Here is a 22,338-nt window from a genome sequence, read left to right on the forward strand (position 1 = left end):
GGAGCTACCGGCCCGGACCGGTCGTGCCCGAGCTGACGGCCCGCACGGCGTGCCGGCGGCGCCGCGTGATCAGCACCGCCCCGCCCGCCACCAGCAGCGCGCCGATCCCGAGCAGCGGCCCGGTCGAGGGCCAGGGCGCGGGGCCGCCGCCCGCGGCGCCGTGCAGTCCGGCGCCACCGGCGAGGGCCGACGGTGGCGTCGTGCCGGCCGGCGACGCGCTGGCGGCGGTCAGCTCGCCGGGGCGGACGAGCCGGCCGACGGCGGCGTCCCGCCGGAGCCCGAAGCCCCAGTCGAGCAACGCGGCGCCCTGCTGCCAACCGCGCTGGGTGGGGATGTCGGCGCCGAGCAGGGTCACCACGAGTCGCCGGCCGTTGCGCTCGGCCGCGCCCACGTAGGTGTGTCGGGCGAGGTCGGTGTACCCGGTCTTGCCGCCCAGCGCGCCCGGGTACTGGTACAGGAGCTGGTTGTCGTTCTGGATCTGGAACGGCTTCTCGTGCAGCGCCGGCTGCCCGGGGATCTCGGCGGTGCGGGTCGCCGTGTACCGGCGGAAGGCCGGGTCGGCGAAGCAGGCCCGGAAGATCAGCGCCAGGTCGTACGCGCTGGTGAACTGGCCCGGGCCGTCCAGGCCCGACGGGGTCACCGCGTGGGTCTGCAGGGCGCCGAGTTGCCGCGCCTCGTCGTTCATCGCGCGGATCCCGCCGGCCTGGCCGGCCGCGCCGCCGCCGAGCCGGGCCAGCGCGTTGGCCGCCTCGTTGCCGGACTTGAGCAGCAGGCCCAGCCAGATCGTCTCGATCCGGTACCGGCCGTCCTCGGCCAGGCCCACCGCGGAGCTGCCCGGCTCGATGGCCAGGTCCTCCGCCGTCACGGTGACCTCCCGCCGCGGGTCCAGCCGGGGCAGCATCGTGGCCGCCAGCAGCAGCTTCTGCACGCTGGCCGGGACGCCGTACTCGTGCGGGCCGCAGCCGCCCAGCACCGCGCCGCTGTCCAGGTCGGCGACCAGCCACGACGTGGCGGTCACCGCGGGCGGCGCGGGCACCGACGGTGGCACCACCAGGCCGGCGGTGGCCAGCGCGGTCCCGCCGACGGCCCGGGCGGCGGGGTCCGCCGGCGGCGGTGGCTGCGGTGGCCGGGTCGCCGGGGCGGTCACGTTCGGGCAGTGCACCGACGGCGCGGCGACCGACGTCCCGGCACGGGCGCTCCGGCCGGCCGGCGTCCCGGCGCGGGGGGCCGCGGCGGCGGCCGCGGGCATGCCCAACGTCGGCACGAGCAGGGCGGCGGTCAGCGCGGCTGGCAGGCCTCTCATGTCCACGGACGCTAGCCACGCCGCCACGATCGGGTCGTCTCCTCCGGCGTTCGCGCCCGACGGGACGGACCGGGCGGTACGCTGCGCGCCTCCGCCCGCCGGGACCGCCCCGGGCTGCGCGCCCGCGCCGGCCGCGCCCACTGACAGCAGGTGTCAGTGGGCGCGGCCTAGCGTGCCGCCATGGAGAACACCTTCGACTGGTTCGTCGGCACCTGGACGTCCACCCAGTCCCGGCTGCGGACCGTGCTCACCGGCTGCGACGAGTGGTACGAGTTCCCCGGCGTCACCCGGTGCTGGAGCGTCCTGGGCGGCGCCGGGAACGTCGACGAGGTCACCTTTCCCACCCAGGGGTTGTTAGCTGTTGCGCGTTGTTTCATCTTCTATCAGTGTCCTTATAGGATAGTCGTGTGAGGTTGGGCGAGTGGGCGGCACGCAACGGTGTGCACTACCAGACCGCTTGGCGGTGGGCTTGGGACGGCAAGATGCCCGTGCCAGTGGTGCGTACCGCTACCGGGACTTGGCTGGTGCAGGAGCCTGACGACCCTGCGGCTGGCCGGGTGGTGGCGTACTGCCGGGTGTCCTCGTCTGACCAGAAGCCTGACCTGGATCGGCAGGTTGCCCGGGTGGTCGCCGGAGCGACCAGGGTCGGGCGTGCGGTGGGTGAAGTCGTCACGGAGGTCGGCTCCGGACTGAACGGCCGGCGTCGCAGACTCGCCCGTGTCCTCGCCGACCCCGAAGCGGCGGTGATCGTGGTCGAGCACCGCGATCGCCTGGCCCGCTTCGGTGTGGAGTACCTGGAGGCCGCCCTGGCCGCCTCGGGTCGTCGCCTGATCATCCTCGATGCACAGGAGGCCAGCGATGATCTGGTGCGGGACATGATCGAGGTGCTGACCTCGATGTGCGCCCGCCTGTACGGGCGCCGGTCGGCCAGACACCGGGCCGACGCCGCACTGCGCGCCGCAGCGGAGGCCGAGTGAAGAAGTTCCAGCCGCAGCCGGGCTTCGTGGTGCTGGCGTACCGGTTCGCTCTGGACCCCAACGCCGCGCAGGAGCAGGCGCTGCGCTCGCACTGCGGCGCAGCCCGCGCGGCCTACAACTGGGCGGTGGGCTGGGTGTCGGCGTCGTGGTGGCAGCGCCGTGCCGAAGAGTCCTACGGGCTCGCCGGGCCGGAGTTGACTGAGTGGCGGCCGTGGTCGCTGCCGGCCCTGCGTAAGGCGTTCAATCAGGTCAAGTGCACCGATTCGCGGTTTGCCGACTGGTGGGAGGAGAACTCCAAGGAGGCCTACAACACCGGCCTCGCCAACGCCGCCGCGGCGTTTGACCACTACGCCAAGTCCAAGCGTGGGCAGCGCAAGGGCGGGCGGATGGGTATGCCCCGCCGGAAGTCGAAACACAAGGCGCGCTTGGCCTGCCGATTCACCACCGGCACGATCCGCGTGGAGCCGGACCGCCGTCATGTCACCCTGCCCAGACTGGGCACGATCCGCACCCACGAATCCATACGCAAGCTTGAGCGCCGTATCGCGGCCGGCAGCGCCCGCATCCTCTCCGCCACTGTGAGGTTCGAGCGCGGGCGCTGGTTCGTCTCCTTCCAAGTTGAGGTCGAACGCGCCGAGCGCACCCCGGCCCGCCCGGACGTCGCGGTCGGGGTGGACCTGGGCGTGAAATGCCTCGCCGTCCTCGCCGACAGTCAAGGCGAGATCCGCCACGTGCCCAACCCGGCGCACTACGACACCGCCCTGAAGGCCCTCAAACGCCTGTCGCGGCGGGTTTCCCGCCGTCAAGGGCCGGACCGGCGCACCGGCCAGACGCCCTCGAAACGGTGGCTGAAAGCCAACGCGGAACGTAACCGGGTACACCACCAGGTGGCGAACCTGCGTACCGACGCGCTGCACAAACTCACCACCGCGATCAGCGCCGAGTACGGCACGGTGGTGGTCGAAGACCTGAATGTCGCTGGGATGCTCCGCAATCGGCGCCTGGCAAGGAAGATCGCCGACGCCGGATTCGGAGAGATCCGGCGACAACTGACCTACAAGACCGGCTGGAACGGTGGACGGGTCCATGTCGCCGATCGCTGGTTCCCTTCCTCGAAGACCTGCTGCGGGTGCGGCGCGGTGAAAGCCAAACTGCCGCTGCACGCGCGCACTTTCTGCTGTGATGTATGCGGCCTGGTGATGGACCGGGACGCTAACGCCGCCTGCAACCTCGCCGCCCTTGCGGCGGCCAGCACCACCGGTACCGGAGTGGCCGGAGACCGGGGCGCGAAAGCGCCGAAGCCTCGTGGAGCCGACCAGAAGACCCGCGTCACCCTCCCCAGCCGAATGGCCGGGGCGGGGCGGGCAGGTGGCGCAACCCTGCCACGACAGCGGCAGGCAGAAGCGAGAGACCGTCATCAGGACACCGCGACCCTCACGTTGCGGTGACACCGTTACGGACCTTCCGTGCGGAAACGCACGGATTGCTGAGACCTGACGATGGGATCAGCAACGGTTCAGCGGGGTGACGCTGCGCCTGCGCGACCCGGCCCGCGACGAATGGTCGCTGTACTGGGCCAGCACCCGCAGCGGCCTGTCGCTGCCCCCGGTCGTCGGCCGGTTCGGCCCGGACGGCCGCGGCGTCTTCACCGCCGAGGAGACCTACGAAGGCACCCCGACCGTGGTGCGGTTCCTGTGGTCCGACATCACCGCCATCACCGCGCGGTGGGAGCAGGCCTTCTCCGTCGACGGCGGCGGCACCTGGGAACCCAACTGGACCGCGGACTTCACCCGCACTGGTTGACCGGCGCGGACGGGAGGGGACCCCGCCCGCGCCGGATGCTCACGGACGTTCGGCCGGCCCCGGGCCGGACCCTGCCCCCGCGCCCATCGGCTCCGGATCACCGGCCTCCGGCTCGGGCGAGGGCACCAGGGGCGCTCCCACGACGGCCGGGCCGGCCCGACGCCGCCGCCGGCGCCGTACGGCCAGCGCCCCGGCGGCAGCGGCGACGAGCAGCGCGAGCAGGGCGGCCGTCCGACGTCAGGGTGCGGTGTAGCGGGTGGAGGCGTAGTTGTCGAAGCTCAGCGAGCCGCTGGTGGTGGCGGTCCGGGCCACCAGGCCCAGGGCCGCCGACCCCACCCGTGTAGCCGCTGGTGTCGCCGGTCAGCGTCCCCACGGTGATCGCGCCGACCTTCAGCGTGGCCGAGCCCGCGGTGGCCGAGGCCCAGTCCAGGCGGACCGTCCCGCCGGAGGCCGCCACCCAGCCGGTGTACGCCCAGCCGGCCGGCCGCAGCAGCCCCAGCCGGAACTGGTTGACGCCATTGCTGCGCCGGTACTGCACCACCGGCAAGGCCCCGCCGGAGGCGTTGCGGGCCTGGTAGAGGGTGACCGCCGCGGTCTGCGGGTTGAAGGTGCCGAGCGGCCGGGACACCGGGCCCGGACGGGCACCGGGCTGGGGCTGGCCATCGTCCGGGCGGTCGCCGGCTCGCTCGGCGGCCGGGTCGTCGTCGGCGCCGCGCCGGGCGGCGGCGCCCGCGTCGGTCTGCGCGTGCCCGAAACGGACCCCCGTCGCCGCGCCGGCCGCGCCCAGGCCGGAGCCGGTCCGCGCGCAGCCCGTCGACACCCGGCTGCCCGATCCCGCCCGCTGAGCGTCAGCGGGCGGCGGCGCGCGGCGAACTGGCGGCCAGCCACCCACCCGCCACCGCGGTGAGCGCGGCCGTCACCGCGAGGGTCACCGCGCCGGCTTCCGGTGCTCGGCGAGCGGGCCCACCGTCCATCCGTGGCGGCGGCACTCCGCCAGCAGGCGGGGCAGGGCGGCCAGGCCGGCCCGCCAGGCGCCGGGCACGGCGGCGTGGGAGGAGTCGTGCAGCAGGACGGTGCCCCCACCGGAGAGGCCGCGGCGGACGGTGTCGAACACCGATTCTCCGGTGGCCGTCGCGCGCCAGTCCCGCCCCCAGCAGCTCCACAGCACCGGTTCCAGCCGCAGCCGGCGGGCGGCCAGCAGGGCGGCGCCGGTCAGCACCCCGTACGGCGGGCGGAAGAACCGGGGCGTACGCCCGGTCACGGCGGCGATCAGCGCCCGCGCCCGGGCCAGGTCCCGCGCCGTGCCCACCGGCCCCCGCAGCAGCAGGTTGTCGTGCTCCCAACCGTGCACCGCCACCTCGTGACCGGCGGACACGATCTCCCGCCCGAGGTCCGGCGCCCGCCGGAGCATCGCGCCCAGCAGGAAGAAGGTGGCCCGCACCCGGTGGCCCGCCAGCACCTCCAGGAACTGCGGGGTCGACTCCGGGTCCGGGCCGTCGTCGAAGGTCAGCGCGACCCGGTCCGGCGGGCCGGCGCCCCGCAGGCCCGGGAGGAACCGCGCCCGGACGGCCGGCACCGCGGCGACCGCGGGCGCCACCTGCAACGCCGGCAGCGCCAGCGCGCCGGCGACCAGTCCGGCTCGCCTTGCCCGCCCGCGGCTCACCGGGGACCGCCGGTCGCCTGGAGCAACGCCGCGACCACAGCCACCGCGTCGCCCAGCGAGTCGGCGAAGGATCGGCGCGACCGGTCGTGGGCAGCGCCGCCCCCGGTCCCGGCGGCGGCCTCGGCGACGAGACCCGCCGGGTCGATCCGGGGCGTGGGTCCAGTGCGGGCGGCCGCCGGCTCCTGGCCGGCGAGGTCGTCCAGGGCCGGCCGCAGTTGCTCGGACGTCGGGACCCACCGGGTGAGGCCGGAGCGGGCCAGGATCGAGGCGTTCGCCCGGCCGTGGCCGGGCAGCGGCCGGTACGTCACCACCGGCACCCCGCAGGCCAGCGCCTCCTGGCAGGTCAACCCGCCGGCGTTCTCCACCAGCACGTCCACCGCCCGCATCAGCGTCGGCATGTCGTCGACCCAGCCGAACACGTGCGCGCCGCTGTCCCGCAACCGGTGGCGCAGCGCCTCGTTGCGGCCGCAGACCACCACCGGCAGCACGCAGCCGGTGCCGGCCACCTCCGCCACCGTGCCCTCCACGTCGCCGGCGCCCCAGCCGCCGGCCACGATCAGGGCCAGCCGGCCCTGCGGTGGCAGGCCGAACCGCTGCCGGGCCTGCCGGCGGCCGATCGGCGAGGCGGTGGAGAAGGCTCGGGACACCAGCGGCTGCACCACGGTGACGTCGATGCCGGCGCCCGCGCCGGCGGGCTGCACCTCGGCGTGCCGGACCGCGCAGTAGCGGTCCACTCCCGGGGCCAGCCAGGTGGGGTGGACCACGAAGTCGGTGACGTAGGTGATGACCGGGACGGCCAGTCGCCCCTGCCGGCGCAGCGGCCCGAGGAGCTGGTTCGCGAAGGGATAGGTGGTCACCACCGCCCGGGTGTCCGGGGGGATGGACCGGCGCATCCGGCGACGGACCGGGCGGAGCAGCGCCCGGAGCATCGAAACGGACATCCGGGACCGGCTGGTGACGGCGAAGAGCAGCTCATAACTCCACGGCACCCACCGCAGCAGACCCCGGTACGCCTCCCGGACGGCCCAGTGCAGCGGGCGCGGCAGCATCTCCAGCAGGTTGAGCCGGTCCACCACGAAACCCCGGCCCCGCAGGCGCCGGGTCAGCTCGGCGGCCGCCGTGTCGTGGCCGGCGCCGACGTCGGCGGAGACCACGACGATCCGGCCCGGGCCCTCCATGCCGCGGCGCTTACCCCCCGTCGACGGATCCACTCCGCCGCCCTCGGGCGCTCAGACGACGTGCCGGCGGACCAGCAGCCGCAGCGCCACGTAGCCGGGCAGCACCGGCAGCCAGAAGGTGGCCAGCCGGTAGACCAGCACCCCGGCCACCGCCGTGTCCACCCCGATCCCGTACAACAGCAGGCCGGAGACCAGCGCCGCCTCGGTGGCGCCCAGCCCGCCGGGGGTGGGGGCTGCCGACGACACCCCCTCCCCGACGACGCAGACCAGCAGCACCGGCGCGACGAGCACGGGCTCGACCGGCAGGCCGACGGCGAGGAGCGACAGGTACAGCGCGGCGCCGTAGGCCAGGGTGAGCCCCAGGCTCGCCGCCAGCAGCCGGGTGATCCGTCCGCTGCGGGCCAGCGAACGTACGGCCTGCGCCGCCTGGCGGCGGGCCGCGCCGACCCGGGCGCGCAGCCGGGGTACGGCCAGCGCGGCGGCGGCGAGCAGCAGCACCGCCAGCACGGTCAGCAGCACGGCCAGGCCCCGACCGGTGGCGGCGCTCACCAGGTGTCGGCGCGCGCCGCGGGCGAACGGCAGCAGGACGGGCAGCAGCAGGCCGACAGAGACGATGCCGGAGATCCGGTCCACGGCGACGGCGGGGGCCGCCGCCGGGACCGGCAGGCCCTGCTGGCGCAGGTAGCGGATGCTCAGCGCGGCCCCGCCGAGGGCGCCCGGGGCGAGCCGGTTGACGAACGACGCGGCCACCTGCACCGCGACCGTCCGGCCGAGCGGCACCCGGCCGGCGGCGGCGAGGCGCAGCACCAGCGCGCTCAGCAGGTAGGTGGCGGCCGAGGCCAGCAGGGCGCCGGCCGCGGCCAGCGGGTCGGCGTGCAGCACAGCGTGCAGCGCGGCCCGCACCTGGCCGAGCTGCGGCAGCAGGAAGTGCACCAGCAGGCCGAGCATGACCAGCAGGAACACGTCCCGACGGGTGATCCGGAGGACCCGGGCCAGCCGGTCCTGCCGGCCCGGGCACCGGCGGGCGATCTCGTCGCGGAGGTCCGCCAGCAGGCCGGGGCGGGTCTCGGCCAGGGCCCGACCGGCCCGGGACAGCAGCGCCGGTTGCAACCAGCGCAGCGTGTCGGCGACCGGGTCGGCGCCGAGCTGCCGGGTCGCGGCGTCGACGGTCGGCCGCACGCCGGCCAGCGCGGCCAGCGTGACCAGGAGTTCCACCAGGTCGCGGGCCTGCTGGTCGGCGGTGGCGCCCTCGGTGCCGAAGCCGAGGTCGACCAGCCAGGCCGAGGAGTCGGCGACCAGCACGTTGGCCGCCCGCAGATCCCGGTGGGCCAGGCCGGCCCGGTGCAGCCGGGCCACCTGCCGGCAGACGTCGTCGAGGACGTCCGGCCCGAGCTCGGCCGGGTCCAGCTCGTCGAGCGTCCGGCCCGGCACGAACTCCTGGACCAGCAGCGCGTCGCCGACCGCGTCGGTGACGGTCGTGACCAGGCCCGGGGTACGCACCCCGGCCCGTTCGGCGAGCAGCAGCAGGTACGCCTCGTGCTCGTTCTTCTGCTTCGCCGTCACGTACGGCGGCTCGTCGGCGATGTCGCGGTAGCGCATTCGGCGGTAGAGCTTGTAGAGCCAGTCGGCGTCCCGCTGGCGGCCACCGGTGACCTTGACGAAGAGGCGGCGCCCGTCGGTGGTGGTCACCTGCCAGGGCCGGGAGCCGCGGGCGTCACCAGGGACGGGCGTCAGCTCGGCCACCTCGACGCCCCGGCCGAAGAGGACCTGGCGGAGCCGCCCGGCCGATTCGCCGGGGCCCACGTCGCCGACGATCAACCGGGTGACGCTGGCGGCGAACCAGCCGACCAGGAAGCCGCCCAGCACGTCGACCGGCAGGTGGGCGCCGACGTAGATCCGGGCGGTACCGACCGCGGCCACCGCGAGCCAGACCAGACCGCGTAGCCGAGGGGGCAGGGCCGGGGCGAGCACCACGCCGAGCGCGGTCGCCACCGAAACGTGCCCGGAGGGATACCCGAACCGCCCGCTGATCGTCTCGTGGAACCGGATGTCGGCCAGGAACGCGGCCGGTCGCTCCCGGGCGACCAGGGCCTTGCAGAGGACGGCCGACCAGTACGCGAGATTGCCGGCGATCAGCAGGTCCCGGGCCAGGCCGATCCGCCGGGCCGCGACCGCCCCCGCCGCCGCCACCAGCACCGCCGGGTACGCGCCGAGCTGCATGACCAGCGCCAAGGCCGGCCCGGCCGGCCCCGGGATCTGGTTGACCAGCGAGAAGAGGTCCCGTTCCCAGCGGCCGGGCGGCCGGTTCCGGACCCAGAGGCTGACCACGGCGAGCAGCCCCCCGGAGACCGCCAGGCTGAACACCAGCGCCGGCGACGGCCGGTGAACCCGGGGCACCCCCGGCCCTAGCGGACGCCCGGCCGGCGCGGGCCACCCGTACGCGGGGCCGGGTCCGGCTGCGACCCCGTCCGCCCGGCTGCCGCGCTGTCCCGCATGAGTCGACCATAGGGCGACGGCGGTGCGCGGCGGGCCGCAACGGGGGCGATCGGTCCGGCCGGTCCGACCACCGCCGGTCCGGGCGTGGGCTAGGTGTTCTGCCGATCATGGGAGCCACATGACCGCAGCGATCAGAACAAGGCTGGCGTGGTGGATCCCGAGGCGTTGGCCGAGGGCACGTTCTGGCACGCCTACATCTGGACCCTGGTGGACGACTTCCACCGGGACTGAGGGCGAGGACCGAGGGCGGGAACTCACGGCACGAAGACCACCTCCGGGAACGCCGGGCTCGGGCCGTCGAGCAGGTGCCCCCAGTCGCGCAGGTGCCGGTCGAAGAACGCGAGCGGGTACGCCTGCTGGATCCGCACCGCCCGGGCCGGGTCGAGGGTGCCGATCCAGCCGCGCAGCTCCTCGTCGCTCATCCCGACGGCCGTCGCCAGCTGCGGGACCAGCACCTGGTAGTCGCCGAGCGACGAGTGGACCGCGCCCTGGACCTGCACGTTCAGCCGCCAGCCGGTCAGGTGCGACCAGAACTGGGCGACCGGGAACTCGGCCCGCGTGTACTCGGCGGTCATCAGCATGAACGGCCGCGCCTGGTCGGTGGTGATGATCGGTTCCAGCGGGGCGTCGAGGCTCAGGCCGGCGCGGACGCGTGGGTCGTCGCGCATGACGAGGGCCGTCGCCGTGCCACCTTTCGACCAGCCGAACATGCCGATGCGTTGCGGGTCGAGCGCGCCGCGCAGGCCGGCCGGCAGCGGCCGATGCTCGGCGTCGGGGTTGCGCCCGGCGGCGAGGTCCTCGATGCGGTCGAGGACGAACGGGATGTCCCTGGCAAAGTCCGGGGCGCCCAACGAGTGCTCGCCGCCGATGACCGGGACGGTGAGCCGGCCGTCGGGGAACACGCTGAACGCGTCGTACGTGTGGTCCACCGTGACCACCGCGTACCCGTGGCTGGCCAGCTCCTGCACCACGATGGTGGCTTCGGCCCGGTGGCCGTGCGCGCCGTGCGAGAACACGACGACGGGCAGTCGTCCGGTCGTGTGCCGTACCGGGGCGCCCTCGCGGCCGGCCGTGAGCGGCGCCACCGCGGCGTCGCTGTCGAACTCGCCGGACGCCAGCAGCGCCCGCATCGCGGCGGCCGGCAGCCACGGCGCCCGCGGATGCCGCCCGACGTCCCGGGCCGGGTACCAGACACTGGCCATCAGCTCGCGGTGCCGCCCCGGGCCGGCCAGGGGATCGGGGCGGGAACGGTCGACGAGGTGCAGCGACACCGTGCCGACCGGGAACGGGCCGGTGGGCGGCGGCAGGGTGAGTCGCACCGAACCGGGGGCCGCCGGCGCCGCCGACGCGCGGCCGGTGAGGCCGATCGGCGCGGCGACCCCGACGGCCAGCGCGGCCCCGATGAGCCGCCGGCGCGTGAGGCGGGTCTCGCCCGTCGTGGTGGTCATGAGTCCTCCCGAGGTGAGGTGGGCAGCATCGGGCGCGCCGCTGCGCCGTTCGGCGCGGGGCGAAGGCCGGTGTCGGTATTGGGGTGCTGGTTGCTGTGCTGGGTGCTGGGGTGCTGGTGGTCGCTACCGGCCGTCAGCCGTCTCGACCCGGACGATGAGCTGCTTGAGCCGGGCGATCTCCTCGGCGAGCGCGGCGTCCCCGGCGGGGGTGAGCGTGATCCAGGTGCGGGCGCGCCGGCCGGCGTACCCCTTTTCGACCTCGATCAGCCCGGCCGACTCGAGGACGCCCAGGTGCTGGGACAGGTTGCCGCCGGTCAGCTCCAGCTGGGTGCGCAGGAAGCCGAACTCGACCCGCCGCGCCTCGTGGGCGATGGCGAGGATGCCCAGCCGGACCCGCTGGTGCACCACGTCGTCGAGCCCGGTGGTCGGGTGCGTGGCGGCGGTCGGCTCCGGCTCGTCGAGCGGGGCGCTCATCGGTGCCGCCACGGTCGTTGCGCCAGGGCGAAGCCGAGCCCGCCGAGCAGGAGCACGCCGCCCTGGATGACCAGTGGTGGCAGGAACCCCCAGTTGCCCCGGTGGGCGCCCCAGCCGCCGTCGACCGGCACCAGCACCACCGCCAGGTATCCGGCGGTGAACAGCAGCAGCGCGAGGTGGCGCTCCAGCCAGGCCAGCACCAGCAGCGCCACGCCGATCGCGGAGCCCACGTCGATGACGCGGAACAGGAACAGCGTCAGCCCGTCCGGCCGGTTGGGCGGCTCGGGCAGCCCCCAGCCCTCGTGCACGACGAGCAGCACCACTGCGGTGGACAGGACGGTCAGCGCGATGCCCGTGACGACGTACGGCACCACCCGGCCGCCCAGCCCCCGGGTTCGGGCGGCCCGCAGGTAGCCGTAGGCGATCGCCACGTACGACACGGTTAGGGCCACCGGCCAGTAGACGGTCGCGGCGACGTTGCGCACGTGGCACACCTCGCCGTGCAGGTCGGCCTCTTCGGCGATCGCCTTGCAGCCGTAGACCTGGGTGCCGTAGCGGTGGATCGGGATCGCCGCGAACGTCACCACGGCCAGCACCAGCAGCGGCAGCCAGGTCACCCGCTGGGCGACCCGGACCCGGCGCGTGAGGTGTCGCACGTGCGCGAGCAGCCGGCGAGGGTCGCCCCCCGCGGCCATCGAGGGAGTAGTCATACCAACAGGTTTCCATAACAAACCAATTGGCGCTAGTCCCAATTGTAATGGCGGCGCAGATGCCGGACTGTGGATTCCGCGGGCGTGGTGGGCTACGCCCTACGACTTCGAGTAGGCAAGCGGATGCAGACGCAACCACGCGTCCAGGCCGACCAGGTAGGCAATGGCACGATCGGCTGCGAAGTCCGTACGCGCGAGCAGGGCCGCGACGACGCGAGGGTCGAGCAGGTCACGTACCGGAGAGGTCGCGTCTGAGACCAGTTACTGAGCGACAGCCGACGGTTGGTACGCCACTGCGGCAGGGACTGTGGGCTTGGCCGGTGGTTCGTCGTGGTGAGCTGATCGATGCGGCGTGCGCGGTGATCGCGCCGTTGCTGCCGGAGCCCGGGTCGCGGTCGGGGCGGTGGCGTGATCATCGGCAGGTCTTCAACGGGATCCTATGGAAACTCCGGACCGGAGCGCCGTGGCGGGACGTGTCGGAGCGGTATGGGCCGTGGAAGACCTGTCATGAGCGGTTGCGGCGGTGGACTGCCGACGGCACGTGGGACGGGATCCTGGCTGCGGCGCAGGTCTATGACGACGCCCAGCCGGTGGAGTGGGTGATCAGCGTGGACTCCTCGATCGTGCGGGCGCATCAGCATTCGGCTGGAGCCCGCAAAAAGGGATCTACCGGCATCGGGCGGGGCGCCGATCCGGCGGTGGGTGCGCAGATCGGTGAGGCGATCGGCCGGTCCCGCGGCGGGTTGAGTACGAAGATCCATCTCGCTGTCGACGGGCCTGGCCGGCCGCTGTCGATCCTGCTCACCCCCCGGACAGGCCGGCGACAACCCGCAGCTGCTGCCGGTGCTGGATCGGATCCGGATCGGCCGGCCCGGGCCTGGCGCGCCACGCAAGCGGCCGGACACGCGACCGCCGACCTTCGACAAGGTCCTCTACAAGCGGCGTAACGTCGTGGAACGCTGCTTCAACCGGTTCAAGCAATGGCGTGATCTCGCGACCCGCTTCGCGAAACGCGCCGCGATCTACCACGCCAGCCTGGTTCTGATCGGTGCGGTCATGTGGCTCCCATGATCGGCAGGACACCTAGGCCCGGCGGCGGCCGATGGAGCGGGGACGGCGGCGCGCCACCAGCACCGCCACCAGCAGCCCGACGAGGGTGGCGCCGCCGCCGGCGACCGGCCCGATGACCCGCCAGTCCCCCTCGACCATCCGGCGTACGGCGGTCGCGGCGGGGCCGTGCCAGGGGGCGGTCGCGGTCGGCGGGGACGGGGAGCCGGTCGGGGCGGCCTCCGCCGCGTCCAGCTCGCCCGGTGCGACCAGCCGGCCGACGGAGGCGTCCCGGGGCAGCGCGAAGCCCCAGTCCAACAGTTGGGCGCCCTGCTGCCAGCCGCGTGCCGGGCGGCCCTCCGCGCCGAGCAGGGTGACCACGAGCCGTCGACCGCCGCGCTGGGCGGCGCCGACGTAGCTGTGCCGGGCCAGCTCGGTGAAGCCGGTCTTGCCGCCGAGCGCGCCCGGGTAGCGGTAGATGAGCTGGTTCTCGTTCTGGATCTGGAACCCGCCCTTCTTCAGCGCGGGCTGAGCCGGGATCTGGGTCCGCTCAGTGAGCGTGTACCGGCGGAACAGCGGGTTGGCGAAGCAGGCCCGGGCGATCAGGGCGAGGTCGTACGCGCTGGTGAACTGCCCCTTGCCGTCCAGCCCGGAGGGGGTGACCGCGTGGGTCTGCCGGGCGCCGAGCCGGCGGGCCTCCTCGTTCATCGCCCGGACGCCGCCGGTCACGCCCTCGCTGCCACCGCCGAGCCGGGCCAGCACGTTCGCCGCCTCGTTCCCGGAGTTGAGCAGCAGCCCCAACCAGACCGTCTCCACGGGGTAGCGGCCGCCGACGAGCAGGCCGACGGCAGAGCTGCCCGGGGCGATGGCCAGGTCACCCCGGGTCACGGTGACCACCTGCTTCGGGTCGAGCTTCGGCAGCATGGTCGCCGCCAGCAGCAGCTTCTGGGTGCTGGCCGGGGTGCCGTACTCGTGCGGGCCACAGGCGCCGAGCACCGCGCCGGTGTCCAGGTCGGCGACGAGCCAGGAGGTCGCGGTGACCGCCGGCGGGGCCGGCGCGCCGGCCGGCGCGACCAGTCCGGGCGTGTCGAGCTGCTCGCCGCCGACCACCCGGTCCTGTGGCACGGCCGGTGGCGGCACCGGCCGGGGCGGCCGGGACACCTTCGGGGCCGGCGCCTTCGGGCAGGGCAGCGGCGCCCGGGCGGCCGACGCGACCGGCGCGGCCTGGCCGACCGGGGCGGCCTGCGCGGCTTGAGCGGCCTGCGCGGCTGTGGCGGCGTGTGCCGGCGCGGTCGGCCCGACGGTCACGAGTGCGGCGGCGGTGGCGATGGCCAGGACCAGAGCTCTCATGACCACGCAGACTAACCCGCAAGATCACTTGGCGACGGCCGACCCTGCCGGGCGTCTTCGCCGGGGCCGATCACGCGTTCGGGGAGCGGCGAGCGGCGGCTGCGGTCGCCTGGTCGGCCCCGGCGACGGGCGCCGGGGCGAGACCGGCGGCGGCCACGGCCGGCGCGGCACGACCGAGCCGGTTCGGGGATCGGGATGTCATGACCAATGTCCTCCGGTCACGGAGTCGTACCGGCTCCGGCGGCGACGCAGGCGGGTGGTGGTAGTGGTGGAATGGAGCTCAGGTGGTGACGAGCTGGCCACCCCGCTGGTCGTCCGGCGCAGCACCCGACGGCTGAGCTGAGCGCGCCCGGGGGCCGGGCGGGTCACCCGAGCCGGGCGGCCCGGCGGCGGGCCCGGCGGCGGCGCAGCCAGCGCCCGCCGAGCACGCCGAGCGCCGACAACACCACCAGGGCGACGGCGAACTGGCCCAGCGGCCACCAGAGCGCGAGCAGCCACCGCACCGCACCCTCCACCCGGGAGGGCGCGGGGCCGCCGAAGGAGTCCAGCAGGTCCGCCGGCACGTCGACGAAGAGCGCGCTCTGCGGCAGGTCGACCACCCGACGCCGGGAGCCGTCCGGCCGGAACTCGCTGACCGTGACCGACCCCACGGCGTACCAGTCGGTCTCCGACCAGTGCGGATCGTCGGGCTGCTTCGTCAGGCCGGCCTCCGGCTGGTACTCGGCGACCACCGCGTCGCCGTCGCGCTGCCAGCCGAGCAGCCGGGCGGCCAGCCCCCGCGCGGCCGGCAGGGCCGGCCCGGGAGCAGCCGCCCCGGTCGTCGCGTCCCGGTAGCCGAACCGGATGGGCCGGCGGGCGAGCCGGTCCTCGTCGCAGGTCTCCCCCGCCTCGCAGTCGGCCAACGTCCACATGGTGATCCGGTCCCCGTCAGGCAGCCAGGCGCCCGGGCCGGCGAGTCGGTCCCGAGGCGTCAGGGGGGCGAGCCGGCGCAGCGTCATCCCGGCGGTCTCCACCACGTAGAGGGCGTCGGTGGTGGCCAGCGCGATCCGGGTGCCGTCCGGGGCGAAAGCGGCGAGGTTACTGTGGAACCTCTCCTTGATCTCGGGCAACGCCCGCAGTGTGCCCGTGGTGACGTCGAGCAGGTTGAGCCGGCCCAGTCGCGGATCATCGACCGTCATCGGGCGGAGCAGCAGCGAGCGGCCGTCCGGCGACCAGGCGACCGGCAGGCCGCCGGTGTACTGGCGGATCCGGCCGGTGGTCAGGTCGACCACCGCGGTCTGTCCGACCGGATCGTCGGGCCAGTTGGTGCCCTCGATCATCGGCTCGGCGGCCAGATACCGGCCGTCGGGCGAGAGCAGCAGGTCATCCAGGCCCGCGCTGGTCTGGTTGACCGTACGGGCCAGCCGGTAGCCGCCGTCCTGACCGACGAGCAGGCTGCGTCCCTCCCACGTCCAGAGATCGCTGCCCTGCAACTCGCGGTCGCCGGAGACGACCAGGGCGGCCGGGCCGGGCGGATCCTCACCGATGGTGTCCTGACCGGGCAGCGGCGGGTAGACCCGGGCCGGCACGACCCGCCGGCCGCCACCGTCGGCCGGAGCCGGGGCGGCGTGCAGCCGGGGCGCTGCCAGCGGCACCCCGGCCAGCAGTGCGGTCACCGCCACCACCGCCGCGGCGACGGTGACCCGCCGCCGCCGGCGGCCCCGGTCCCAGGTGTCGGCGGCGAGCCGGGGCGGGCGGGACTCCGCCGCGATCCGGTGCAGCACTTCGCTCAGGCGTCCCTCGCTCACGACCGCACCTCCAGCAGCTCCGCCAGCTCGGGGGCGAGCACCCGCAGCCGCGCCAGCCCGTCGCGGAGCTGGCTCTTCACCGTGCCGACCCGGCAGCCGAGGGTGTCCGCGATCTGGGCCTCGGACAGGTCCTCGAAGTAGCGCAGCACCAGGGCCGCCCGCTGCCGGGGCGCCAGCCGCGCCAGGGCGTTTCGCACCGCGAGGGTCACCGCCACCTCGTCGGCCGGGTCGGCGACCGGCCGGTCGGCGGCGTCCAGGGGTGCCTCGACCACCCGCCGGGTCCGCCGCCGCCACCAGGAGACGTGCTGGTGGTAGAGCACCCGGCGGACGTACGGGTCGGGGTCGCCGCCGGCCACCACCCGACGCCACCGCCCGGCGACCAGCAGCAGGGTCTGCTGCACCAGGTCCTCGGCGAGGTGGTGGTCGCCGGTGAGCAGGTACGCGTGTCGGGACAACGCCGCCGCGCGCGCCCGCGCGTACGCCTCGAACGACTGCCGGTCGGCATCCACGGGCCACCTCCTCCTTGTGACACGCCGGGACGGGCCCGGACGGAGGGGCGGCCGCGCCGGGTCTCCCGCACGGTACGGGCTACCGGGGCGAGCCGAACCACCGGCGCAGCGCCCCGGCCAGCCCGTCGGCCGAGTCGCCGGCCCAGGCCAGGTGGCCGTCCGGGCGGACCAGCAGGGCGCTCGCGGCCAGGTCGCCCCGGGCCGGCACGACGTCGACCCGGTCGTGCCACCCGGCCGCCACCGTCCCGGCGCCGTCGGACAGCTCCACCACGACCGGCCGGCCGGCCCGCACCCGGTCCAGCACGGCCGCCCGCCCGCGCGTCAGGGTGGGCAGCAGGTCGGGCAGCCAGGCGCCGGTCGCCGGGTGCGGGTCGGCCTGGCCCATGTCGTACGGCTGGTCGCCGCCGGCCAGCAGGGCGGCCACGTCCCGCCGGGTGTGCTCCGGCCGCAGCAGCTCGGTGAGCAGGTCGCGGACGGCGGTCACGTCGTCGCCGGGGGCGAGGAGCGCGAGCTGGGCGCGGGACTGGAGCGCGACGCGTCGACCGACCGGCGCCCGTTCGGCCTGGTACGTGTCGAGCAGCCCGGGCGGCGCCCAGCCGCGCACCTCGGCGGCCAGCTTCCAGCCGAGGTTCAGCGCGTCCTGCAGCCCGAGGTTGAGGCCCGGGCCGCCGACCGCGGGGTGCACGTGCGCGGCGTCGCCGAGCAGCAGGACGCGTCCGGCCCGGTAGCTGGCGGCCTGCCGCAGGTTGACGCCGGTCAGGCGGCGCAGCAGCGGCGCCGGCCCGGTCGGCGGGGCCAGCGGAAGCGCCCCGCCGAGCACCCGGTCGACGGCGTCCCGCAGGTCGGCGAAGGTGGGCGCGTCCTCGGGGCGCGGGCCGATCCACTCCATGGCGGCGACCAGGTGCGCCGCGCCGGTGTCGCCGAGCCGGGCGAAGGTGAACACCCCGCCGGGAAGCCGGTGGTGGGCGTACGGCCGGAGTCGCCGGCCGTCGGGCAGGGCCAGGACGCCGTCGGGGCCGAGCCGGTCGGCGGGGAGGACGGCGTGCCCCAGGTGCGAGACGAACCGGTCGTCGGTGCTGCCCGGGAAGTCGATGCCGGCGTGCCTGCGGACCAGGCTGTGGCCGCCGTCGGCGCCGACCAGCCAGCGGGTCCGCAGCCGCTGTTCGCCCTCCGCCGCCCGGACGGTGACCAGCACCCCGTCGTCGTCCTGCGCAAACCCGGTCACCTCGTGCCCGCACCGGATCTCCGCGCCGAGGTCGCGGGCGCGTTCGGCCAGCACCTGCTGAATGCGGGCCTGCGGCACGGGCAGCGCGAAGAGCGGGTTGTCGGGCAGGGCGGAGAGGTCGAGCGGCAGGCCGCCGAACTGGAACCAGGGCGTGGGTGCCGGCGGTCCGGGCCGCCCGGCCAGGGGTTCGTACAGGCCGCGCAGGTCCATCGCCTGGACCACCCGACCCATCAGGCCGTTCGCGCGCGGCTCGCCGCCGAGCGTCGGGGCGCGTTCCAGCAGCAGCACGGGCACGCCGGCCAGTCGGAGTTCGCAGGCGAGCAGCAGCCCGTTCGGGCCCGCACCGACGATCACCACGTCGAGGGTCATTCCGGTCCTCCTCCGGACTGGGTTGTCAGTCTGGCCTGACAACCACGCTAGGCGTCAGTCTGGATTGACAATCAGCAGCTGTCAAGCCAGACTGACAGGCATGGAAGAGACCGAGCTCGCCGCGCGGCTGCGCTCGCAGGATCCGGCCGTCGGGCTGCGCGCGGTCGGCGCGCTGCACCGGCTGGCCGAACAGGTCGAGGCCGCGGCCGTGGCGCGCGCCCGCCAGGACGGCTGGTCCTGGGAGCAGATCGGGGACGCGCTCGGCGTGTCCCGCCAGTCGGTGCACAGCAAGCACGGAAAGTGAGGCCGAGATGTTCGAACACTTCGCCGCCGGCGCCCGGACGGCCGTGACCGCCGCCCTCGAGGAGGCCCGGCACCGCGGCGACCGTCGGCTCGGCACCGAGCACCTGCTCCTCGGCGTGCTGCACGCCCGCGAGCTCGACCCACTGGGCGAGCTGGGCCTGGACCTGCCCCGGGCCCGGGCCGCCCTGGCGGCGCTGGACGTGGCCGCCCTCGCCGCGATCGGCATCGACGTCCACGGCGTCGAGCGGGCGCCCACTCCGCTGTCGGCCAAGCGGACGCCGTTCACCTCCGCGGCGCGGACCGCCCTGCGGCGGGCCGTCGGCGTGACCCGCGAGCAGGGCAGCCGGCGGATCAGGCCGGCGCACCTGCTGCTCGCCATCCTGGAGTGCGCGCCGCCCGACCCGGCGGCCGAGGTCGTCCAGGAACTGGGCGTGGACCCGGCCGTGGTCCGCGCCCGGCTGCGGGCGACCGCCGCCTGACCGGGAGCGGGGGCCGGTCAGGGCAGCGTCGCCCCGCGCTCGACGAGATAGTCGTGCAGGGCGGCCGACGCGCGCAGCCGGCGCAGGCTGCGCCGGTGCAGCTCCTGCTCGCGCCGGGCCAGCTCGGCCCGGACCCGCTGCGCGCTGCCGGTGCTCCGCAGTTCGTCGAGCACCGCGCCGACGATCTCGTAGGGGTAACCGCCCCGGCGCAGCAGCGCGACGACCTGTGCGGCGCGTAGCTCGGCGGGGTCGTACAGCCGGTAGCCGGTCCCCCGCTGCCGGGTCGGCCGGAGCAGGCCGCGCTCCTCCCAGAGCCGCACCCGGGAGGTGCGGACGCCGACCAGGGCGGCCACCTCCCCCACCCGGACCGGGCGGCGCGGCGCCGGCCCGCCGGACGCCGGCGCCGCCAGCACCGTCTCGAAGGCGCCGAGCGCCCGCCCGATCTCTGCGCGCTCCCGGTCCAGCTCGGCGTGGCCGGCGTCCAGCGCCGCCAGCGCCGTCGCCAGGTCGCCGCGGTGGACGGCGGCCATCACCTCGCGGGTCCGGGCCCAGCCGTGCCCTTCGGCCAGCCGGCGGGCCACCCCCAGCGCCCGGGCGTGCCCGGCAGTGAAGATCCGGTACCCGCTCGCGGTCCGCTCGACCGGCGGCAGCACGCCGAGGTCGACGTAGTTGCGCACCTGCTGTACCGAGATGCCGGCGCCGGCGGCCAGGTCCACCGCCCGCAGCCGGCCGTCCGCTCCGACCCGCACCCGGAGCACCCTACTGCTTCACCACCGTTTGAGACTTCCCGTCATCAACCGCCTCGGCCCGCACGGCGTGAGCGACGAAAGTCTCCCTAAGGACATGAATGGGACAATTGAAACCGGCCAGGCCACCCCAGGAACCGGGTCGGGCTCCGCCCTGCCCCCGATCGCTGAAGGGTCCGCATGCAGCAGCCAGCACCGTCCACCGCCGACAGCCACGACATGATCGAGGTACGCGGGGCCCGGGAAAACAATCTCGCCGCCGTCTCCGTGGACATCCCCAAGCGCCGGCTCACCGTCTTCACCGGGGTCTCCGGCTCCGGCAAGTCCTCGCTGGTCTTCGGGACCATCGCGGCCGAGTCGCAGCGCCTGATCAACGAGACCTACAGCGCCTTTCTCCAGTCGTTCATGCCGAGCCTGTCCCGACCGGAGGTGGACTCGCTGCGCAACCTCACCCCGGCGATCGTGGTCGACCAGGAGCGGATGGGCGCGAACTCCCGCTCCACCGTGGGCACCGCCACCGACGCGTACGCCATGCTCCGCATCGTGTTCAGCCGGCTCGGCACCCCGCACGTCGGCGGGGCGGGCGCGTTCAGCTTCAACCTCGCCGAGGGCATGTGCCCCACCTGTGAGGGGCTGGGCCGGGTCTCCGACCTGGACGTGCACGCGATGGTCGACGTGGAACGCTCGCTCAACGACGGCGCGATCCTGGTGCCCAACTTCGCCGTCGACTCGTGGTACTGGCAGACGATCGTCGGCTCCGGCCTGTTCGACCCCGACGTCAAGCTCCAGGACTACACCGAGCAGCAGTGGCAGGACTTCCTGCACAAGCCGGCCACGAAGATCAAGATGGGCAGCAACAACTGGACGTACGAGGGCCTCGCGGTCAAGGTGCGCCGGCTGTTCCTGGCCAAGGACCGCGAGTCGATGCAGCCGCACATCCGCGCCTTCGTCGACCGGGCGGTCACCTTCACCACCTGTGCCGACTGCGGCGGCGCCCGGCTCAACGCCGCGGCCCGCTCCGCCCGGATCGCCGGGCGCAACATCGCCGAGTGCGCCGCGATGCAGATCAGCGACCTGGCCGAGTTCGTCCGGGGCATCGGCGACCCGGCGGTGGCCCCGCTGGTGGGCAACCTCCGCGAGACGCTGGACTCGCTGGTGGAGATCGGGCTGGGCTATCTCAGTCTGGACCGGGAGTCCGCGACGCTCTCCGGTGGCGAGGCGCAGCGGGTCAAGATGGTCCGCCACCTCGGCTCGAGCCTCTCCGACGTGACGTACGTCTTCGACGAGCCGACGGTCGGGCTGCACCCGCACGACATCGCCCGGATGAACGACCTGCTGCTGCGGCTGCGCGACAAGGGCAACACGGTGCTGGTGGTCGAACACAAACCGGAGACCATCGCGATCGCCGACCACGTGGTCGACCTCGGGCCGAGCGCCGGCTCGGCCGGCGGCCGGATCTGCTACGCCGGTGACGTCGCCGGCCTGCGGCGCTCGGACACCCTGACCGGCCGCCACCTCGACCACCGGGCGGCGCTGCGCGACCCGGTCCGCCGCCCGACCGGACACCTGCCGATCCGCAACGCCGACCTGCACAACCTGCGGGAGGTCAGTGTGGACCTGCCACTGGGGGTGCTGACCGTGGTGACCGGGGTGGCCGGCTCGGGCAAGAGCTCGCTGATCCACGGCTCGCTGCCGCGCCGGGACGGCGTGGTCGTGGTGGACCAGTCCCGCGATCCGCGGCTCCCGGCGCAGCAACCCGGCGACCTGGACCGGCCTGCTCGACCCGATCCGGACCGCCTTCGCCAAGGCCAACGGAGTCAAGGCTGCGCTGTTCAGCGCCAACTCCGAGGGCGCCTGCCCGACCTGCAGGGGCATCGGGCTGGTCTACACCGACCTGGCGATGATGGCCGGCGTGGCCACGGTCTGCGAGCGCTGCGAGGGGCGCCGCTACACCGACGAGGTGCTGGCGTACCGGCTGCGCGGGAAGAACATCAGCGAGGTGCTGGCCATGTCGGTCACCGAGGCCCGGGAGTTCTTTGCCACGGGCGCGGCCCGCGCGGTGTTCGACCGGCTCGCCGACGTCGGCCTCGGTTACCTTGGTCTCGGCCAACCGCTCACCACGCTCTCCGGCGGTGAGCGGCAGCGGCTGAAGCTGGCCGCCCGGATGGCGGAGAAGGCCGGCATCTACGTGCTGGACGAGCCGACCACCGGGCTGCACCTGGCCGACGTGGACCAGCTGCTCGCGCTGCTGGACCGGCTGGTCGACGCCGGCAACACGGTGATCGTGATCGAGCACCACCAGGCGGTGATGGCGCACGCCGACTGGATCGTCGACCTCGGCCCGGGCGCCGGCCACGACGGCGGCCGGGTGGTCTTCACCGGCACCCCCGCCGACCTGGTCGCGCACGGCGACACCGTCACCGCCCGCCACCTGCGCCGGTACTTCTCCGGCTGACCGGCCGTCCCGCAGC

At 74.9% G+C, this 22,338-nt stretch carries 21 protein-coding genes and 2 pseudogenes; 10 read left to right on the forward strand and 13 right to left on the reverse strand.

Going from position 1 to position 22,338, the window contains the following annotated elements; all coding sequences use genetic code 11:
• Positions 1–4 precede the first annotated feature (4 nt).
• On the reverse strand, positions 5–1,303 hold the full coding sequence (locus tag OG799_RS13485; RefSeq protein WP_406045373.1) for a D-alanyl-D-alanine carboxypeptidase family protein: 1,299 nt from the start codon (positions 1,301–1,303) through the stop codon (positions 5–7).
• A gap of 180 nt (positions 1,304–1,483) precedes the next feature.
• Here OG799_RS13485 and OG799_RS13490 point away from each other — a divergent pair, with 180 nt between their 5' ends.
• The 5 genes from OG799_RS13490 (at position 1,484) to OG799_RS13510 (ending at position 4,990) form a co-directional block, all read left to right on the forward strand.
• Positions 1,484–1,714 (forward strand): hypothetical protein, encoded by a 231-nt coding sequence (locus OG799_RS13490; RefSeq protein ID WP_406045374.1) that lies wholly within the window; start codon positions 1,484–1,486, stop codon positions 1,712–1,714.
• Complete coding sequence (locus tag OG799_RS13495) at positions 1,711–2,280, forward strand: IS607 family transposase (RefSeq protein WP_406045375.1); 570 nt, start codon at positions 1,711–1,713, stop codon at positions 2,278–2,280. The genes OG799_RS13490 and OG799_RS13495 overlap by 4 nt, the downstream gene beginning before the upstream one ends.
• Positions 2,277–3,728, forward strand: a complete 1,452-nt coding sequence (gene tnpB / locus OG799_RS13500; protein ID WP_406045376.1) for an IS607 family element RNA-guided endonuclease TnpB — start codon at positions 2,277–2,279, stop codon at positions 3,726–3,728. The genes OG799_RS13495 and tnpB overlap by 4 nt, the downstream gene beginning before the upstream one ends.
• A gap of 76 nt (positions 3,729–3,804) precedes the next feature.
• On the forward strand, positions 3,805–4,083 hold the full coding sequence (locus tag OG799_RS13505; protein ID WP_406045377.1) for a hypothetical protein: 279 nt from the start codon (positions 3,805–3,807) through the stop codon (positions 4,081–4,083).
• A gap of 295 nt (positions 4,084–4,378) precedes the next feature.
• On the forward strand, positions 4,379–4,990 hold the full coding sequence (locus tag OG799_RS13510; protein ID WP_406046279.1) for an ATP-binding protein: 612 nt from the start codon (positions 4,379–4,381) through the stop codon (positions 4,988–4,990).
• A gap of 21 nt (positions 4,991–5,011) precedes the next feature.
• Here OG799_RS13510 and OG799_RS13515 read toward each other — a convergent pair whose 3' ends face one another.
• From OG799_RS13515 to OG799_RS13525, 3 genes are read right to left on the reverse strand one after another with little or no spacing between them, the layout of a single operon-like run.
• Positions 5,012–5,746 (reverse strand): polysaccharide deacetylase family protein, encoded by a 735-nt coding sequence (locus OG799_RS13515; RefSeq protein ID WP_406045378.1) that lies wholly within the window; start codon positions 5,744–5,746, stop codon positions 5,012–5,014.
• Positions 5,743–6,924, reverse strand: a complete 1,182-nt coding sequence (locus tag OG799_RS13520; protein ID WP_406045379.1) for an MGDG synthase family glycosyltransferase — start codon at positions 6,922–6,924, stop codon at positions 5,743–5,745. Before OG799_RS13520 ends, OG799_RS13515 begins: the two co-directional genes overlap by 4 nt.
• 51 nt (positions 6,925–6,975) lie before the next feature.
• On the reverse strand, positions 6,976–9,321 hold the full coding sequence (locus OG799_RS13525; RefSeq protein WP_406045380.1) for a lysylphosphatidylglycerol synthase domain-containing protein: 2,346 nt from the start codon (positions 9,319–9,321) through the stop codon (positions 6,976–6,978).
• A 192-nt stretch (positions 9,322–9,513) separates the two neighbouring features.
• Between OG799_RS13525 and OG799_RS13530 the strand changes: the two genes are divergently transcribed.
• The gene (locus tag OG799_RS13530; RefSeq protein ID WP_406045381.1) at positions 9,514–9,651 is read left to right on the forward strand and encodes a hypothetical protein; all 138 of its coding nucleotides are present in this window, start codon (positions 9,514–9,516) and stop codon (positions 9,649–9,651) included.
• A 23-nt stretch (positions 9,652–9,674) separates the two neighbouring features.
• Here the strand turns inward: OG799_RS13530 and OG799_RS13535 are convergent, their stop codons facing one another.
• The 3 genes from OG799_RS13535 to OG799_RS13545 form a co-directional block, all read right to left on the reverse strand.
• Positions 9,675–10,868 (reverse strand): alpha/beta hydrolase family protein, encoded by a 1,194-nt coding sequence (locus OG799_RS13535; RefSeq protein ID WP_406045382.1) that lies wholly within the window; start codon positions 10,866–10,868, stop codon positions 9,675–9,677.
• 123 nt (positions 10,869–10,991) lie between these two features.
• Positions 10,992–11,342 carry a transcriptional regulator gene (locus OG799_RS13540; protein WP_406045383.1) on the reverse strand — a complete coding sequence of 117 codons (351 nt, stop codon included), beginning with the start codon at positions 11,340–11,342 and terminating at the stop codon, positions 10,992–10,994.
• Positions 11,339–12,052 (reverse strand): hypothetical protein, encoded by a 714-nt coding sequence (locus OG799_RS13545; RefSeq protein ID WP_406045384.1) that lies wholly within the window; start codon positions 12,050–12,052, stop codon positions 11,339–11,341. The genes OG799_RS13540 and OG799_RS13545 overlap by 4 nt, the downstream gene beginning before the upstream one ends.
• A 320-nt stretch (positions 12,053–12,372) precedes the next feature.
• Here OG799_RS13545 and OG799_RS13550 point away from each other — a divergent pair.
• A pseudogene (locus OG799_RS13550) lies at positions 12,373–13,123 on the forward strand (IS5 family transposase).
• A 12-nt stretch (positions 13,124–13,135) separates the two neighbouring features.
• Here the strand turns inward: OG799_RS13550 and OG799_RS13555 are convergent.
• The 5 genes from OG799_RS13555 to OG799_RS13575 form a co-directional block, all read right to left on the reverse strand.
• Positions 13,136–14,449, reverse strand: coding sequence for a D-alanyl-D-alanine carboxypeptidase family protein (locus tag OG799_RS13555; protein ID WP_406045385.1), 1,314 nt, complete (start codon positions 14,447–14,449; stop codon positions 13,136–13,138).
• Positions 14,450–14,519: 70 nt separating this feature from the next.
• Complete coding sequence (locus tag OG799_RS13560) at positions 14,520–14,651, reverse strand: hypothetical protein (RefSeq protein ID WP_406045386.1); 132 nt, start codon at positions 14,649–14,651, stop codon at positions 14,520–14,522.
• Positions 14,652–14,814: 163 nt separating this feature from the next.
• Positions 14,815–16,236 carry a TolB family protein gene (locus OG799_RS13565; protein WP_406045387.1) on the reverse strand — a complete coding sequence of 474 codons (1,422 nt, stop codon included), beginning with the start codon at positions 16,234–16,236 and terminating at the stop codon, positions 14,815–14,817.
• Positions 16,233–16,745: a SigE family RNA polymerase sigma factor gene (locus OG799_RS13570; protein ID WP_406045388.1), complete on the reverse strand. Its 513-nt coding sequence runs from the start codon at positions 16,743–16,745 to the stop codon at positions 16,233–16,235. Before OG799_RS13570 ends, OG799_RS13565 begins: the two co-directional genes overlap by 4 nt.
• Before the next feature lie 79 nt (positions 16,746–16,824).
• Positions 16,825–18,339 carry an FAD-dependent monooxygenase gene (locus OG799_RS13575; protein ID WP_406045389.1) on the reverse strand — a complete coding sequence of 505 codons (1,515 nt, stop codon included), beginning with the start codon at positions 18,337–18,339 and terminating at the stop codon, positions 16,825–16,827.
• A gap of 100 nt (positions 18,340–18,439) precedes the next feature.
• Here OG799_RS13575 and OG799_RS13580 point away from each other — a divergent pair, with 100 nt between their 5' ends.
• Both OG799_RS13580 and OG799_RS13585 read left to right on the forward strand, forming a co-directional pair.
• Positions 18,440–18,643 carry a helix-turn-helix domain-containing protein gene (locus OG799_RS13580; RefSeq protein ID WP_406045390.1) on the forward strand — a complete coding sequence of 68 codons (204 nt, stop codon included), beginning with the start codon at positions 18,440–18,442 and terminating at the stop codon, positions 18,641–18,643.
• A 7-nt stretch (positions 18,644–18,650) separates the two neighbouring features.
• Entirely contained in the window at positions 18,651–19,121 is a 471-nt protein-coding gene (locus OG799_RS13585) for a Clp protease N-terminal domain-containing protein (RefSeq protein WP_406045391.1), read from the forward strand.
• A 17-nt stretch (positions 19,122–19,138) separates the two neighbouring features.
• Here OG799_RS13585 and OG799_RS13590 read toward each other — a convergent pair whose 3' ends face one another.
• Entirely contained in the window at positions 19,139–19,870 is a 732-nt protein-coding gene (locus OG799_RS13590; RefSeq protein ID WP_406045392.1) for a MerR family transcriptional regulator, read from the reverse strand.
• 177 nt (positions 19,871–20,047) lie between these two features.
• Between OG799_RS13590 and OG799_RS13595 the strand changes: the two are divergent.
• Positions 20,048–22,322, forward strand: a pseudogene (locus OG799_RS13595) (ATP-binding cassette domain-containing protein).
• Positions 22,323–22,338: the final 16 nt, after the last annotated feature.

Origin of the sequence: Micromonospora sp. NBC_00898, assembly GCF_045207895.1 — a bacterium.
GTDB lineage: Bacteria > Actinomycetota > Actinomycetes > Mycobacteriales > Micromonosporaceae > Micromonospora.